The following is an 18,561-nucleotide window of genomic DNA, read 5'->3' as shown; positions in this document are numbered from 1 at the left end:
TTTTTATTTTTATCTGTTAAATTTGAGTTAGATTTACTTGAGTTTTTATCAAGGTAAATCACCTTAATTTTTAAATACTTAAAAATCATTCTTATAATTCTTTAAATAATATGTTTTAAGAAAATCTTTTTCATTTTCGTTGGTGCTTTTTTTATATGTATCAATCATTAAATTTTCTAGCGTAATATTTTTATCTTTTATAAAAACATTTTTCATATCACTAGCTATGATAGATGATATAGAATAAGACCTATTTTTTGCATTTTTATAATTAATAAATTCTTTTGTATCTTTAAAAGTTCCATTTTTATCAGGACAATATCTCTTAAACATTTTATATTTATTTTTTAAAGCATAAATTTCAGGATATATTTCAAATACTGGATTACATTGATTTTTATAATCATAAAAACATTTATCATAGTAAAATTCATAACACTCATCATACGCCTCTTTTAGCTGCTCTTTTGTAGGTTGTCCAGGGACGTTGTATTTAAGCATAAGTTCTAGCATAGGTTCGTAGTTGGGGATGTTAGTTAACTCCTTATAGCAAAGTTCATCATAAATATTATTTTGTGTGCAATTTGGTATATACCCACTCTTTAGGGCAAGTTCTGCTATTTCCGTAAAACCATTCATGACTATATAAAAAAATGTATTATGAGGCGATTTTCCATCACTGATTTTTGATTTTCTTGAAGCATTAGCATCATAGAGTATATTGATATTATCATTATCTATGATTATCTTTTCTATCATGGGACTTTGAAGGTAAATTTGAACTACCTTAACATCTTCAAATTTAGCTCCATTATCAACTAAAAGCTTAGCTGTCTTAGTTGAGTTATGCTCTATAGCATAAGCTAGTGGGCTAAGTTTGTATTTATCTTTTTGATGGATATTCGCACCTAGTTTTATAAGCTCTTTGGTTGTGTTTATATCATCATAAAAGCTAGAATACATAAGTGGAGTTGTTCCATCTTCTATCTTCACATCTACACTTAGGTTATGCTCTTTTAGATAGCTTAAGACTTTGGTTGTATTTTTGTCCTTTAAGGCTGACCTTAGCGGTAAAAGAAGTGGGTCAATCCACTTAGTGTAATTGTTATCTATATCCCAGTAGGTAAACCCAAACTCATCAACCTCTTCTTGAGTTACATACTTACTAAGTCCTGGTATAGCAGAAACGTTTGTATCTGAAGTGATTGTGAAGTTGGTTTGGTTGGTTAAATTTGGTAGTTGGTTGGTTTTATAAAGATATGCAAGTATAGTTATAAATATAACAGCTATGGTTATGATAAAATTTTTAGATGTTTGGTTCAAATTTAGTCCTTATTTTATAAAGTTATGTTTTATACCTGTTTTTATATAGAAATTTACCTTGTAATTCTACATCAATGGAATTTAAATGCTCTTTAAATTTATGTTATTTTAATAATTTTTTAATATAAATTTAAAGGGAATTTAGATGTTGAATTTATGCTGATTTTAAATAATTATATAGATAGGCTGTATTATCTCCATCTTTTATAGTTAAGCTTTCCTTGCCTTTACCACCATAGATGGTATTTTTACCTAAATTTATCTCTACTGTGTTAGTACTATCTTTAGTATCTAAGTCTAAGCCATCTATGCTATCTTTATGGGTATAAACTATATGTCCTTTGCCACCATTTATAGCTATAGTATCATTTCCACTTCCTGTAAATACATTGTTTAACTCTGCACCACTGATACTTACTTTATCATCTCCATCTTTAGTAAAGATGTCGCTTTTAGCTTCATTTGAAGTTACTATATCTTGTGCTTTAGAGCCATATACTGTGTTATTTCCGTTAGTTAAATTTATAGTATTTATATCATCTTTACTATCTTTATCTTCTTGGCTTGTGTTATCTAATCCTGTATAGATAGTATTAGTTCCACCATTTGTATTTACACTATCGCTTCCAGCTCCTAAGTAGATAGTGTTTTTACCTTTGGTTGTATTTACACTATCATCACTATCTTTAGAATATATAACATTTACTCCATCATCTACAGTTATGTTATCAACTCCTTTAGAGCCATATATTTTATCATTACCTTTACCTGAGTTTACAGTATTAGTAGTGTTAGAATCTTCTTTATCATTTCCATCATCTATTTTTGCATTTGTATAGATGATATCATTACCATCTCCTGTAGTTATAGTATCACAACCAAGACCGGATTCGATGTAAACACCTATATCATCAGAGCTAATTATGGTATTATCATCACTATATCCATAGAATCTTTTTTTACCAAATAAACTCCTAGAGTCCGTATAATCTCCAGTTATAAACACTACTTTATCAACCTTTTCATTATATATAGTGTTTTTATCTCCAGCAGATATATTTTCTTTTGTATCATAATAGTGTGTATTTCTATAAATTCCAGCAGAACCAGTTAGTTCTTGAACTCTTAACTTTAAGAAGTTAGCTCTGTCGTTAAGATGGTTATCAGAGTAGTTTTCGATGTTTATATACTCTTTTTTGGAGATATCTCCTGCTAGAGCATATCCTTTTAGGTTTTCTAAGGCATAAGCGGCAGCTTGTTGGAGAGCTTTATCACTATTATCCAAATCACTCATAACACTACTAGCTCCTGCTCCATAGTTAGCATAGTAGTTGGCTATGAGTTGTTTAGGCTCTTCACCTTTAGAGAAAGTCATATGGGCTATCTTGTTATTATTTATTGGATAACCAATTCGTTTTAAAACAGAGACTATCTTTTTCTCATCTCTTCCTTGTCTAAATTCAAAGGTGTTTAACTGACCATCTTTTTTGTTTTTATATCTTTTGTGATATATAAACTCTACTGGAGTATCATTTCTTGTAAAGATAACTCTATCAAGAGTATTCATATCCGAGCTTATATTTCTCCATTCACTACTTAGTGATGTATCAAAGTCTGTAGCATTATAAAGGATGTATTTTCTTTCTTTTATATCATTAGAGTTTTTATCTCTATATTCAACTGTTATGGTGTGGTTAGAAGTTATTAAATTTGGTATATCAACTATAGCAGCCACTATAGCTCCTACCCAAGTTCTTGATATTAGTATATCTATAGCATTTCCTACAGTTCTTTTTATAGCATATAATATTTCTGATTTTTCTATGTGTAAATATAGTTTATCATTTCCATCATCTATACTAGAACCACTTGTATCTACAAGAAAGCTATTAAAAAGAATTTGAGAAACAGTTAGGTCTATAATAGTAAATTTACCATCTATATAAATTCCAACTCTTTTTTTCTGCATATTAGCAAACTGCTTATCTGCTTCACTAGCATCTTTGACATTTTTATCGATAGTGTCTTCTATTGCGTTTTTAAACAAATCAGTTAATTCTTTTGCAAGTCCAACAGGGTCGTTGTAGTTATTAACTATACCAGCTATGTTTGCACTGTATTTTTGAACTTTATCTTTTATATAGTCTAAACGGCTAAAGTTTGACATATGGTACTCCTTTTTGAATTTATTTAGTTTTAGTTTTTATTTTTATCTTTATTTTTAGTTTTCATTTTTATTTTTATCTGTTAAATTTGAGTTAGACTTACTTGAGTGTTTATCAAGGTAAATCACCTTATCCGTGTCACTTATATATATTATAGAATCCATCTTTTTTTGTTCGTTTGCGTATGCAAAATACTCTTTTATATTATTAAAAGTTCCGTTTTCATCAGTGCAGTACTTTTCTAAATTTTTTATAGGCATGTCCACATAAAATGGTCTTTTTTTATTTATCTTATCTCCATCTATCCATCTTATTTTATACCATTTATATAATCTATAGCATTTCTCATACGCCTCTTTTAGCTGCTCTTTTGTGGGTTGTCCAGGGACGTTGTATTTAAGCATAAGTTCTAACATAGGTTCGTAGTTGGGGATATCTTCTAATATTGCATAATGTGTATAATCATATCTACTAAAGTTACCATTATGCCATTTGTTTAAGTTTTGTTCCTCTTCATAAGAGATGATATCGTTAAAATTATCACTTGTTTTTATAGTATCTCCGTAGTTAAAATATGCTTTTGGATTGTAATCACTTTCTAGCATAAGTTTAGCTAACTCTATCAAATTTCTACTAATTGCGTATGCAAGTGGTGGTTGTCCTATTTTTGAGCCCATATATTTAATCCAGCTATGCTCATAAAGAACATCAACTCTATTACCGTATATAACCAAACCATTAATCCCCCCATAATTTGGAGAAGCAAGATATCCCTGAATAGACTTAATTTCATCAAATTTAACTCCATTATCAAGTAATAATTTTACTGTCTTAGTAGAGTTGTGTTCTATAGCATAAGCTAGTGAGCTAAGTTTGTATTTATCCTTTTGATGGATGTTTGCACCTAGTTTTATAAGCTCTTTGGTTGTATTTATATCATCATAAAAGCTAGAATACATAAGTGGAGTTGTTCCATCTTCTATCTTTACATCTACACTTAGATTATGCTCTTTTAGATAGTTTAAGACTTTGGTTGTATTTTTTGCTTTAAGAAATTCTCTAAGAGGAACTACTTCTGGTTTTAAGAATTTAGTATAGTTGTTATCTATATCCCAATACCTAAAAGAAAAGCTATCAACCTCTTCTTGAGTTACATACTTACTAAGTCCTGGTATAGCAGAAACGTTTGTATCTGAAGTGATTGTGAAGTGAGAGGTTTGATTTAGTTTATACTCATTATATAGTAGCTTAGCTACTAAAAGTATTATTAATATACTTAAGAATTTAAATACCTTTTTCAATTTTTTCCTTTTAGTAAATTTATATAATTTTTAATATTTATTTTTATCTATTTCAAAAACTTAAATTTGATGTATTGTTGTTTTAAATTTAAGCCTGCTAAATTTGCATATTTTGATTTATATAGAAATTTACCTTGTAATTCTACATCAATGGAAGTTAAATGCTCTTTAAATTTATGTTATTTTAATAATTTTTTAAATTTAAATTTAAAGGGAATTTAGATGTTGAATTTATGCTGATTTTAAATAATTATATAGATAGGCTGTATTATCTCCATCTTTTATAGTTAAGCTTTCTTTGCCTTTACCACCATAGATGGTATTTTTACCTAAATTTATCTCTACTGTGTTAGTACTATCTTTAGTATCTAAGTCTAAGCCATCTATGCTATCTTTATGGGTATAAACTATATGCCCTTTGCCGCCATTTATAGTTATAGTATCATTTCCACTTCCTGTAAATACATTGTTTAACTCTGCACCACTGATACTTACTTTATCATCTCCATCTTTAGTAAAGATGTCGCTTTTAGCTTCATTTGAAGTTACTATATCTTGTGCTTTAGAGCCATATACTGTGTTATTTCCGTTGGTTAAATTTATAGTATTTATATCATCTTTACTATCTTTATCTTCTTGGCTTGTGTTATCTAATCCTGTATAGATAGTGTTTTCTCCACCATTTGTATTTACACTATCGCTTCCAGCTCCTAAGTAGATAGTGTTTTTACCTTTGGTTGTATTTACACTATCATCACTATCTTTAGAATATATAACATTTACTCCATCATCTACAGTTATGTTATCAACTCCTTTAGAGCCATATATTTTATCATTACCTTTACCTGAGTTTACAGTATTAGTAGTGTTAGAATCTTCTTTATCATTTCCATCATCTATTTTTGCATTTGTATAGATGATATCATTACCACTTCCTGTAGTTATAGTATCACAACCAAGACCGGATTCGATGTAAACACCTATATCATCAGAGCTAATTATGGTATTATCATCACTATATCCATAGAATCTTTTTTTACCAAATAAACTCCTAGAGTCCGTATAATCTCCAGTTATAAACACTACTTTATCAACCTTTTCATTATATATAGTGTTTTTATCTCCAGCAGATATATTCTCTTTTGTATCATAATAGTGTGTATTTCTATAAATTCCAGCAGAACCAGTTAGTTCTTGAACTCTTAGCTTTAAGAAGTTAGCTCTATCGTTAAGATGGTTATCAGAGTAGTTTTCGATGTTTATATACTCTTTTTTGGAGATATCTCCTGCTAGAGCATATCCTTTTAGGTTTTCTAAGGCATAAGCGGCAGCTTGTTTTAGTTCTCTGTTTTCTTTTGTATCATTAGGTAAATTTAAATCACTTCTAACACTACTAGCTCCTGCTCCATAGTTAGCATAGTAGTTGGCTATGAGTTGTTTAGGCTCTTCATTTTTAGAGAAAGTCATATGGGCTATCTTGTTATTATTTATTGGATAACCAATTCGTTTTAAAACAGAGACTATCTTTTTCTCATCTCTTCCTTGTCTAAATTCAAAGGTGTTTAACTGACCATCTTTTTTGTTTTTATATCTTTTGTGATATATAAACTCTACTGGAGTATCATTTCTTGTAAAGATAACTCTATCAAGAGTATTCATATCCAAGCTTATATTTCCCCATTCACTACTTAGTGATGTATCAAAGTCTGTAGCATTATAAAGGATGTATTTTCTTTCTTTTATATCATTAGAGTTTTTATCTCTATATTCAACTGTTATGGTGTGGTTAGAAGTTATTAAATTTGGTATATCAACTATAGCAGCCACTATAGCTCCTACCCAAGTTCTTGATATTAGTATATCTATAGCATTTCCTACAGTTCTTTTTATAGCATATAATATTTCTGATTTTTCTATGTGTAAATATAGTTTATCATTTCCATCATCTATACTAGAACCACTTGTATCTACAAGAAAGCTATTAAAAAGAATTTGAGAAACAGTTAGGTCTATGATAGTAAATTTACCATCTATATAAATTCCAACTCTTTTTTTCTGCATATTAGCAAACTGCTTATCTGCTTCACTAGCATCTTTGACATTTTTATCGATAGTATCTTCTATTGCGTTTTTAAACAAATCAGTTAATTCTTTTGCAAGTCCAACAGGGTCGTTGTAGTTGTTAACTATACCAGCTATGTTTGCACTGTATTTTTGAACTTTATCTTTTATATAGTCTAAACGACTAAAGTTTGACATATAGTACTCCTTTTTGAATTTAGTTATTTTTAGTTTTTAGTTTTATTTTTTATTTTTATTTTTATTTTCATCTGTTAAATTTGAGTTAGACTTACTTGAGTGTTTATCGAGGTAAATCACCTTAATTTTTAAATACTTAAAAATCATTCTTATAATTCTTTAAATAATATGTTTTAAGAAAATCTTTTTCATTTTCGTTGGTGCTTTTTTTATATGTATCAATCATTAAATTTTCTAGCGTAATATTTTTATCTTTTATAAAAACATTTTTCATATCACTAGCTATGATAGATGATATAGAATAAGACCTATTTTTTGCATTTTTATAATTAATAAATTCTTTTGTATCTTTAAAAGTTCCATTTTTATCAGGACAATATCTCTTAAACATTTTATATTTATTTTTTAAAGCATAAATTTCAGGATATATTTCAAATACTGGATTACATTGATTTTTATAATCATAAAAACATTTATCATAGTAAAATTCATAACACTCATCATACGCCTCTTTTAGCTGCTCTTTTGTAGGTTGTCCAGGGACGTTGTATTTAAGCATAAGTTCTAGCATAGGTTCGTAGTTGTCATATTCTGTTATCTTTTTATAGCAATCAACTGCGTATTTATTAGAACCCCAACTGCATTCAGTTGGCTTATATCCACTTTCTAAAACAACTTTTGCTGTGTCATATAAATTTGAATAAACTATGTATAAAAAAGGATTTAAACCATCACCATATCTACCTTCTCCGCACTTAAACAGAGTTATTCCTGTTTCATAACCTATCTGCATATCATAGTTATTTATAATAATCTTATCTATCTGTCTATAGAAACTAGCTACTCCTGCACCATACATTTGAACCACTGGGGTTTCTTGCATAGCTACATTATTATCAAGTAGAAATTTAACTGTGTTCGCAGAGTTTATGCTTATAGCATATGCTAGAGCATTTAGTTTATATCTATCTTTAATATGTAGGTTTGCTCCTATTTTATATAATTCCATTGTTGTATTTAAATCATTATAAAAAGAGCTATACATTATAGGAGTCTTTCCATCTACCATTTTAATATCCGCACTTAGATTATGCTCTTTTAAAAAGTTTATAACTTTATAAGTGTCTTTTTCTTGTAGTGCATTTCTTAGTGGTATAAGAGTGGAATTTGTCTCCTTATCACAATGGATATCAGAATAGCTAAACCCAAACTCATCAACCTCTTCTTGAGTTACATACTTACTAAGTCCTGGTATAGCAGAAACGTTTGTGTCTGAAGTGATTGTGAAGTGAGAGGTTTGGTTGGTTAAATTTGGTAGTTGGTTGGTTTTATAAAGATATGCAAGTATAGTTATAAATATAACAGCTATGGTTATGATAAAATTTTTAGATGTTTGGTTCAAATTTAGTCCTTATTTTATAAAGTTATGTTTTATACCTGTTTTTATATAGAAATTTACCTTGTAATTCTACATCAATGGAAGTTAAATGCTCTTTAAATTTATGTTATTTTAATGATGTTTTAATATGAATTTAAAGAGAATTTTTATTAGTCGTATATATGATTTGAAAATCTTTGATATTTAGAATCCATTATATTTTAAGTATTTTTCTTTGGCTTAAATAAGTTGTAATTTCTTTTTCTTCGATGGTTTTTATATATAGCTTGTAAATTCAATACTTTTAGCAAAAGACACTAGATTTAAAATCCAGTGTCTAATTTTAATTTTGATTTTATCTTATTTTATTTTTCTTTATCTCTTTTATAGATTCGTTTCTTTCTTTTATCTTTCTCTGATTTATCTTTAATAACTTTATTCTTTGTTTTTATAGTAAAAACTAAAGATGTTTTTTATATTTAAAGATTAGTCTATATTCTAAATTTATATAATATCTAAACCAAAGAGTTAGATAATGTTTAAATAAAAGAGATGGTTAGCATATACTCTTGCCATCTCTTATACTTTTTTTGTTTATTGTTTATCTCTTTAATTCTTTACCTTTTTTATAGATTCACTTCTTTCTTTTTTATCTTTTCTTTACTTACTTGTTTCTTTTATATCTCTTAACTCTTAACTTCCCCATCCACTAGCATATATTTGCATAATGGCTTGATTGTTTCTTGCTTCATCGTGAGTTATGTTTGATATACCATTATCGCTCGTATAAGCATTTACTTGTTGTATTATCTTATCTATTTGTTCATTTGAGATAAATGAGTTATCATCTAGTTTGATTGTCTCTATTTGAGAATATTTGTTTGTTTGGTTTTTGATTGTTAAAGTAGTGTTGTTATCGCTTCCATATCTTATAACTAAGTCTTGCATAAATACTCCATCTAGTTTAAAGCTAATCTCTTCTTTTTTAACTCCTTTAAGTATTAAGGTATCATCTCCACCTTCTATTAAATTTATTAGCTCTTTATCTTTTATAGTTGTGTTGGTTGCTTCTTTAGTTATGATATATGTATCATTACCATTTTCTCCTTGTAGAGTTGAGTTGTTTGCTTTAGATATTAAGGTGTCATCATCATTTCCTGCATATACTATGTCATTGTTATAAGATATGATTGTATCGTTACCGGAGTATGAGTAGATAGTATTGTTATCTTTAGCATAGATAAAGTCATCCCCTTCATATGAGCGTATGGTTGAGTTGGTGCTAGTTGATATGATTGTATCGTTTTTGCCACTTCCATATAGAATTGAGTTATTTGTATTTGATACTATAACTCCACTAGTGTTTAATCTAGCTTGTGGATTTATTTGCCACCACTGTTTAGCTACTAAAGATAGATTTTCATTAGAGATATTTACAGTAGTTTTATCTTTAAAAGATATCTCTTTTATCAAATGTTTAGATGTAAAATACTCTTTTAATGTAATACTTGAGTTTGTAACGCTATCTTTTATAATAAGATTCTCACTATCTTTTATAAAGCTAATATCCTCTTTATAAGAGTTACTTAGTTTAAGCGTAGTATCTATAGTCTGATTTGGTAGTATGGTTATATCTAAGTTACTATCTACTTGGTATCCTAAGGAGTTAAATATAAGCTCTTTAGTAGCTGTTAGTTTACCATCACTTACTTCTACTATAGCACTATCTTTACCTATAAAATTTGTATCTTTTGTATAGGAGAATACTCCACTATCATCTAAGCTTATTACTCCATGTTTACTATCTTTAATAATCTTATAACTAAGTTTATTACCATCAACATCAAATGCATCGAAACTACTTGATATGGTGCTTGTGTTTTTAAGTTCATATGCAGTTATTAACTCTTTAAACTCTGGAGCATCATTTACTGGTGCTACCTCTAAGCTTATAGTTTTTATATCACTTAATCCATACTCATTTGTTACTTTTAAGGTTATACTATCACTTCCATTATAGTTTAGATTTGGTATTAAAGATAGATTATTATCTTTATCTAAATTTGCCTTTAAATTTAGTGGAGAGTTTAGTATCTCATAGGTTAGGTTTGAGCTTGTTTTATTTATAATATCTATATTTGCTACTAAATTTTTATCTTCACTTATATTTAAAATATCTGTTTTTATAACTGGGCTGCTTACCTTTATATCAAACTCTACTAAGATTTCATCAATAGCATTGTATGTATCGCTAACTATGATAATAGCACTATCTTTTCCTATAAATAGCTTATTAGGTTTATAACTAAATGCTCCATTATCGCCAATAGTTAAATTACCATTTAAACTATCTTTTTTAATACTAAATGTTAAATTATCACTATCTATATCATCTGCTTTTAATACAAAGTTTAAATCTCTAATATCATTTAACTCATATATAGTATGTTTAGACTCAAACATAGGAGCATCATTTATAGGTGCTATATCAAATACTATCTTTTTAGTACTACTCATACCATACTCATTTGTTACTTTTAAAGTTATACTATCTTTGCCATTAAAGTTTAAATTTGGAATAAGTTTAAAGCTAGCATCATCTTTTAAATCAAACGTTGAGTTTGAAGCACTTGATACTAATTCATAAGTTAGATTTGTATTTAGTGGGTTATCTACCTTTAAGATAGAGTCTAAGGTACTATCTTCATTAAGATTAAATACAGAGCTAGTAATAACTGGTTTAAACTTATCAAATACAACCTCTTTTAAATTTAAAGATGAGTTATCACTAAATTTAAGAGTTTCAATCAAAGAGTGATTATCAAAGAAGTTTTTTATAGTTATATTTGTACTAGGGTTATCTTTTAGGCTAATATTTAGATCTTTTTTATCTATCTTGTAGGATAGGTCATTTTTATCTATATCCATGCCAAATTTTAATGTATTGTTTCCGCTATATCTATCTATACCAAAGATGCTAAATTTATCATCTATAACTACATTTATACCTAGTTTTGCTATATTATAAATATCATCTCCTGTTTTTGCATTAAATATGCCATCTTTAAGCATAACTATTTCATCATCGCTACCTATAATAGTTGCTTTATTTATAATATCTTGTTTATATAGTTTTTCATTATTGCTAAAAACAATCTCCTCTATAGGTTCTTTGACAAAGTTCTTAACACTTATACTATCGTCGCTATTTTTTAAAGTTATAATTAGCTCATCTTTATTTTCATAATAGATAAAAGATAGATCTTGTGCTTTTATGTTATCTAATTCTATCTTATCGTATCCAAAGCCAGCATTATCTATAATATCTTTTCCAAAGCCACTATTAAAAACATATCTATCATTACCACTTCCACCTATTAAGATATCATTGCCACTTCCACCTATAAGTATATCATCACCAGCACCTGTATCTATATAGTCATCTCCCATTCCAGCATCTATATAATCATCTCCACCTTTAGTTATAACTGTATCATTGCCACCTTTGGCATATATAGTATAATCATCATCTTGTAAAACAGATATCTTATCATCGCCTTGTGTTGTATTAATCAAGCTTAAATATATCATATCTTTAAGACTTAGTAGCGAGCCATCACTAAATTTAACCCTATCTACAGTAAAACTTACATCTTTAAAAAAGTTAATTACCTCTATACTATCACCACTATCTTTTAAAGATATAACCAAGTTATCATCTTTTTGTTTAAAGATGACATCATCTTTTTTAATTCCATCTGCAAATTCTATAGTATCAATCTCTTCTAAAGTGCTTTTTTGATTGATTATAGTATCCTTGCCAAAGCCTTTAAAAAATCTATATATATCATCACCACTTGAACCTATTAATCTATCATTACCAGCTCCACCTACAAGTATATCATCTCCACTTCCAGAGTCTATATAATCATCACCACTTCCAGAGTCTATATAGTCTTTTCCTGCTCCAGCAAATATCCCATCATTTCCCTCGTTTGAATTTATATAATCGTCTCCACCAAGCATAGTTATACTATCATCTTTAGCTCCTGCACTAAGAGTGTAATTATCATTTGTAACTACATCTAGTCTGATACTATCATCATCTGCATGATTTAAAGCTAACTGATTTATCTCTTTTAAATTTATATAAGATCCATCTTTAAAGAGGATTTGATCTATTGTATTTAAAGCTTTATTATTATCAATAGTATAAAACTCTTTTACAGTTATAGAGCTATTGCTGGATTTATGATATATTTTTAAGTCTAAATTTATTTGTTTAAATATCAAATCATCTTTAGTAGTATTATCTATAAATTCAATAATATCAAAGCTATAATCATCTTTTTTATTAATGACTATATCATTTCCAAAGTCTTTATCAAATACATACCTATCACTTCCATTTCCACCAAGTAATATATCATTACCAGCTCCACCTATAAGTACATCATCTCCACTTCCGGCATCTATGTAGTCATCTCCCATTCCACCATCGATATAATCAGCTCCACTTAAGGCATAGATTTTATCATTTCCATCATTAGCAGATATCTTATCATCACCACTTCCTGAATTTATAGTATCATTTTTATCACTACTAATTATATTATCGTTACCACCTAGTGTGGTTATGATTTTTCCTTTTTCAACTTTATTTAAATTTACTTCATAGTTATCATTTGTAGTTACTAAGACATTATCAGAACTGTTATCAATAAATTTAAGTGCTAATTCATTGATATCTTTAATATTTAAAGAGCTATTATCATCAAATTCTATTTTATCTACTATATGTTTTGATGTGCCTTCATATAATTTATAGAAATTTTCAATGATAATAAAATCATTACTATGTTTTAATGAAATTATCAAATTTAAACCATCTTGCCTAAATATCAAATCATTTTTTCTAATACCATCAACAAATTTTATAGTATCTATTTCGTTTGTATTTGTTTTATGATTTATAATCGTATCTTGTCCAAAGCCCCAACCAAACACATAAACATCATTTCCAGCTCCACCATTTATAGTATCATTTCCAACTCCACCCATGATAGTATCGTTACCATCTCCTGCATTTATACTATCATCGCCACTTCCGCTTTTTATAGTATCATTGCCTTTAAGAGTAGCTATGTTTAAGCTTAGTGTTGATGATGTTTTATCTATAGTATAATCATCATTTGTATTTACAAGCTTATCAACAGAACTGCCAAGCAAAGCAAGTTCATTAATGCGTTTTAAAGATAGTGTAGTTAAATCATCAAATTCTATTAAAGATATTTTATTTCTACTCTCATCACGATATATGCTATAGAAATTTTCTACAACTATAGAGTCGTTGCTATTTTTTAAAGATATAATCAAGTCTAATTTGTCTTGGGTAAATAATAAATCCTCTTTTCTAATACCATCTATAAACTTTATCTTATCTTTATCGCCATTTCCACCACCACGAATAGAGACTATAATATCTTTACCAAATTCTTTTCCAAATACATAGGTATCATTTCCTTTTGCGCTTTGTAAAGTATCATTTCCTTTACCACCGGTTATGATATCATTGCCAGCTCCTGCATTTATAATATCATCTCCACTACTACCCGTTATAATATCATTACCACCAAGCGTAGATATCTCTTTGCCATTATTTAGTTTAGATATATTGATTAAGTAGTTATCATTTGTAGTTACCGATACAAGATTGCTATCATTATCTATAAATTCAAACGCCAGCTCATTGATATCTTTTAGATTTAAAAACGACTTATCATCAAATTCTATTTTATTTATAATAAAATCTGCTTTATCTGTATATGTTTTATAAAAATTTTGGATAAGGATAGAATCGTTTGTATCTTTAATAGCTATAGTTAAATCCAAATTAGTTTGTTTAAATATCAAATCCTCTTTTCTAATGCCATCTATAAATTTAATAATATCTATCTCATTTATGCTATCTTTATAGTTTATAACAACGTCTTTACCAAATTCTTTTCCAAACACATAAGTATCATTTCCTTTTCCACCTTGCAAGCTATCATTACCCTTACCACCAGTTATGATATCATTGCCAGCTCCTGCATTTATGTAGTCATCTCCACTTCCACCATTTATAATATCATTTCCACTGTTTGAGTGTATAGTATCATTAAAGCTACTTGCTACTATACTATCATCGCCATTTGATAAATCTATACTAACACCTACTTTACTATCACTTTTATCTATGTCATATCCATATGAAGATATTGTTTTTACTATATCGCTAGATTTATTATCTATAATTGCTTTATTTATATCATCTAAATGCATAGTAGCTAAATCATCAAATTCTATACTAGTAATTGTATTATTATATACACCATACTCTTGTTTATAAAATTCTTTTATAGTGATGAAATTTTCTTGATTGTTTTTTAAAGTTATAACCAAATCATTATCTTTAATGCTAAAGAGTATGTCATCCTTGCTTATACCATCTATAAATTTAATAGTATCTATAGATAAAGCATTTGGGTTGTTGTTTATGATAACATCTTTACCAAACTCTTTGCCAAATATATAAGTATCATTTCCAAGCCCACCTTGTAAAGTGTCATTGCCAGCTCCACCTATTAAAGTATCATTTCCGCCTTTTGTAACTATAACATCATCTCCACCTTTAGCATCTACAACGTAACTATCATCACTTAAAGCCTCTATGGTATTATCACTATCATCGGCATTTAGTGCTAGATGATTTGCGATATCTCTTAAACTCATAGTATTTCCATCGCTAAATTCTATCTCATTTATAGCATTATAAAGCTTTGAGCCTGTCTTTCTAAAGAAGTCTATTATAGTTATTTTATTTATATCTTGGTTTGTGGTTATATCTTCATAGTTGGCTATACTGTTTTTAAGGATGTTTGAGTTTGATGTAGTATTAGCTAAGTAGTTTGCATTATCTTTTAGTATAAAAACTAAGTTTAAGTTATCTCTTTTAAATACTATATTATCTTTAACTATACCATCACTAAATTTAATACTATCTTTACTGCTGTCCGGGTTAAAGTTTATGATTGTATCATTTCCAAAATCTTTGAAGAATATATACCTATCACTTCCCATACCACCTTGTAATGTATCGTCTCCGCTTCCACCTATAATAACATCATCGCCATCCCCGCCATATATATTATCATCTCCTCTTCCACCATCTATATAGTCATCTCCACTTCCGCTATCTATAGTATCATTGCCATCTTCTGAATAGATAGTATCGTTTCCATCTTTAGTTATTATCTTATCATCCCCACTAAGTGAGTTTATAGTATAATCTTTGTTTTTATAAAAGACTTCTATATTATCATTATGCTGTGATGATTTCATAGTTTGATTTATAATCTCTTCTAGTAGTAGAGTTTGGTTTGAGTCTTTGAATACAACCTTATCTATGACATAGTTTAAAGTAGCATCATCTTTAAAGAAGTTTAATACTCTTATAGTATTTGTTTGGGTTGGATTAGTTAAATTTAATAAAGCACTACTATCATCTGATATATCTACACTTATAACTAAATCAAGACTGTCTCTTTTAAAACTAACATCTTTTTGTTTGATACCATCTATAAATTTAATAGTATCGATTTTTTTATCTAAGATAGAGTTTGAGTTATTATAAATGTTTAAATTCAAAGAGCTATCATTTATAGTGCTTGAATTGTTATTTAAAGTATTATTTAATAAATTTGAAGAATTATTTAAACTTGTTGGCGAATTTAGATTTAAGCTATTTTTATTTAAATTACTATCTTTTATTTGATTAGTGGTATCATAGTTATCTATAGTATCATTTCCAAAGTTTTTAGAAAATATATATGTATCGCTTCCTTTTCCGCCATTTAAAACATCATCTCCAACTCCACCTATTAGTATATCATCTCCATCAAGTCCTTTTAGACTATCTTTACCATCTAAGATGTTTGAGCCTATTAGAGTATCATTGTTATTTGTTCCTATTTGAGTAGAGAGGTTTAAAACGGTATCTTTAGAAAGAGTGTTTAGATACTCTTTTAAGACTCCTTGTTCTTTTGCATTTATAGCAAAGTTTGAAAGAAGAGCTAACCCATCTTCTATATCACTTTTACTTTCAAATAGATCTATAAACTCAGCTAAATCTATGAAGGCTTGTTTGGGGTTTAGTTGGTTATTTCTTTTAAATAGCTCTAGCGCAGCATTATAATCTAACTTAAATTCAAATTTTATATTTTCTGTAGTATTTATATTTGAAGTAGCCGATGCGCTATCTTGATTAGGTGTTTGAATAATATCAATGTTAATCAAATCTATATATTTTTTTAGCCTTGTCTGTGTTAGAAGTGATTTATAAGTAAAGTCTAATATACTATCATAAGTTTGATTAATTCTGTTTTTTAGGTTTATAAAATCATTATTAGATGTTATATAAACACTATCTACTGATTTACCATTAAAAGAATTTATTATAGCAAGTTTTGGTCTGAGTGTTTCAAACTCATTTAACATATCTTGTGATATTTGAAAGTTTCTGTATGTATTCATTTGCGATGGAGTTAGTCTCATGGCTCTTGGGTTAGTAGATATATGAGATAATGTTAGATGTTGTAGCGATGTAGTATCGTATAAAACGTTACTATCTATATCATCAAACAACTTAGCTTTATTTAACGTTATATTAGCACTTTCTTTAGTTGAAGTTTTAGTCCATAAAGATACGATAGTAGGCAAAAGCTCTAGTTGAGCTTTTTTAGAAGAAGATAGTGAATATGTATTTAAAATACCATTTAGTTCATGCGAAATGGCTGCTGCTTCATTCAAATCTCTTAAAAACCCATATCCTTTTACATTTGCTACTTTGCTTTGCTCTAATGTAAGATTTATATTATCTTTATGAATTGAACTAGTTGTATCTACGCTTAGATTTATATCTGCTAAAGCATGAGTAGAGTTATCAAATTTAGTAAAAGAGCTGATTAGTTCTAGTGTATTATCTTTATCTAATTGTTTATTTATAGTTTGAATGTTTGTCAAATTTAAAGATTTAATCCCAAGCTCATTAAGTGTCTTTAACTCGCCTTTATCTGTTATAGCATCTTCATTCATATCTTGCCAAATCTTTAAATTTAAAAACTCTTTATCATTGTCATCGATAATACCATCATTGTTTGAGTCATACTCTTTTAGTGCTTTAAATCCATTAGAGGCAAATTTTGTTTGCGAGTTTGGAGTATTAGTTGGATTGTTAGTTAAATTATCTATATTTGCATTGTTTGAATTTAAATTAATTTTGTTTTTATCTAAATCTTGATTAGTAGATATATTTAAATTAACTGATTGAATGTTTGAATTTATGTTAGTTCCATTATTTATACTTAAATTATTGTTATTTATATTTGTAAAGTTTCCAAATAACTCATTTCCATTATCTATGATTCCATTGCTGTTTTTATCTATTACTAGTATTCCATCAACTTTATCTACCCAAGAAGTTTTAAAGGATATATTATCTGAGTTATGGTCGAAATGGATGTTTGAATCTTGTAGAGTTAGAGTATTGATTACTCCATCTCCATTTAAGTCTAAGACTAATGGGTCATAGATTGTAGGGTTTAGGAAAGGATTCCAAAAATCTTTAAAATTTTCTAACCAACTAGGGTCTTTGCCGTTCCATCTAAAGTCGAATGGGTTAAATAGAAAAGAAAGTGGATTTAAAATAGAATTAGAACTATTTCGTATTTGTGCCTCAAAATGGCTAACACCATTTTCACCAATATAAGCACCAATTGCACCGCCAATAAATGTAATAAAAGCTTTTATTCTTCCATTTTTTATAGGCTTTCCTATATTTATTCCAAGCTTTATACCAGCGGCAATACCAGCCAACTTACTAGTCTCAAAACCCAATGCTCCTGCCTTATCTTTATCGTTAGCTATCTTATAAACTGTTGCCATATTATCTACATATGAATATGATTTAGCTAATGCGCCTAGTTCTGATAATTTACCTAAAGATATACCTTTATTTCTATCATTTGTAGCTTCAATAATACCTTTCATAATGCCTTCAAATCTTGCTTGTTGTTCTTTTTGCTCTTGTGTCATT

Annotated in this window: 6 protein-coding genes; all 6 read right to left on the bottom strand. The window is 28.2% G+C overall.

From position 1 onward, the window contains the following. Positions 1-78: 78 nt before the first annotated feature. Complete coding sequence (locus CGEO_RS04190) at positions 79-1,323, bottom strand: ankyrin repeat domain-containing protein (protein WP_172658085.1); 1,245 nt, start codon at positions 1,321-1,323, stop codon at positions 79-81. A 154-nt stretch (positions 1,324-1,477) separates the two neighbouring features. Continuing rightward, on the bottom strand, positions 1,478-3,490 hold the full coding sequence (locus CGEO_RS04185; protein WP_172658084.1) for a calcium-binding protein: 2,013 nt from the start codon (positions 3,488-3,490) through the stop codon (positions 1,478-1,480). A 54-nt stretch (positions 3,491-3,544) separates the two neighbouring features. Beyond that, on the bottom strand, positions 3,545-4,789 hold the full coding sequence (locus CGEO_RS04180) for an ankyrin repeat domain-containing protein (RefSeq protein WP_172658083.1): 1,245 nt from the start codon (positions 4,787-4,789) through the stop codon (positions 3,545-3,547). A 231-nt stretch (positions 4,790-5,020) separates the two neighbouring features. Next, the gene (locus tag CGEO_RS04175) at positions 5,021-7,048 is read right to left on the bottom strand and encodes an autotransporter outer membrane beta-barrel domain-containing protein (RefSeq protein WP_172658082.1); all 2,028 of its coding nucleotides are present in this window, start codon (positions 7,046-7,048) and stop codon (positions 5,021-5,023) included. Positions 7,049-7,184: 136 nt separating this feature from the next. Beyond that, positions 7,185-8,450: an ankyrin repeat domain-containing protein gene (locus CGEO_RS04170; RefSeq protein ID WP_172658081.1), complete on the bottom strand. Its 1,266-nt coding sequence runs from the start codon at positions 8,448-8,450 to the stop codon at positions 7,185-7,187. Between the two features lie 669 nt (positions 8,451-9,119). Then, complete coding sequence (locus CGEO_RS10275) at positions 9,120-18,560, bottom strand: SPM autocatalytic domain-containing protein (protein WP_172658080.1); 9,441 nt, start codon at positions 18,558-18,560, stop codon at positions 9,120-9,122. Position 18,561 lies beyond the last annotated feature (1 nt).

It is taken from the genome of Campylobacter geochelonis, assembly GCF_013201685.1.
GTDB lineage: Bacteria > Campylobacterota > Campylobacteria > Campylobacterales > Campylobacteraceae > Campylobacter_B > Campylobacter_B geochelonis.
The sequence above is the reverse complement of the archived record's forward strand: the minus strand, read 5'-3'. Positions and strand labels throughout refer to the sequence as shown.

Coding starts and splice junctions, on each gene's coding strand:
- CGEO_RS04185 (WP_172658084.1), bottom strand. CDS start 3,490: ATGTCAAACTTTAGCCGTTTAGACTATATAAAAGATAAAGTTCAAAAA.
- CGEO_RS04175 (WP_172658082.1), bottom strand. CDS start 7,048: ATGTCAAACTTTAGTCGTTTAGACTATATAAAAGATAAAGTTCAAAAA.
- CGEO_RS10275 (WP_172658080.1), bottom strand. CDS start 18,560: ATGACACAAGAGCAAAAAGAACAACAAGCAAGATTTGAAGGCATTATG.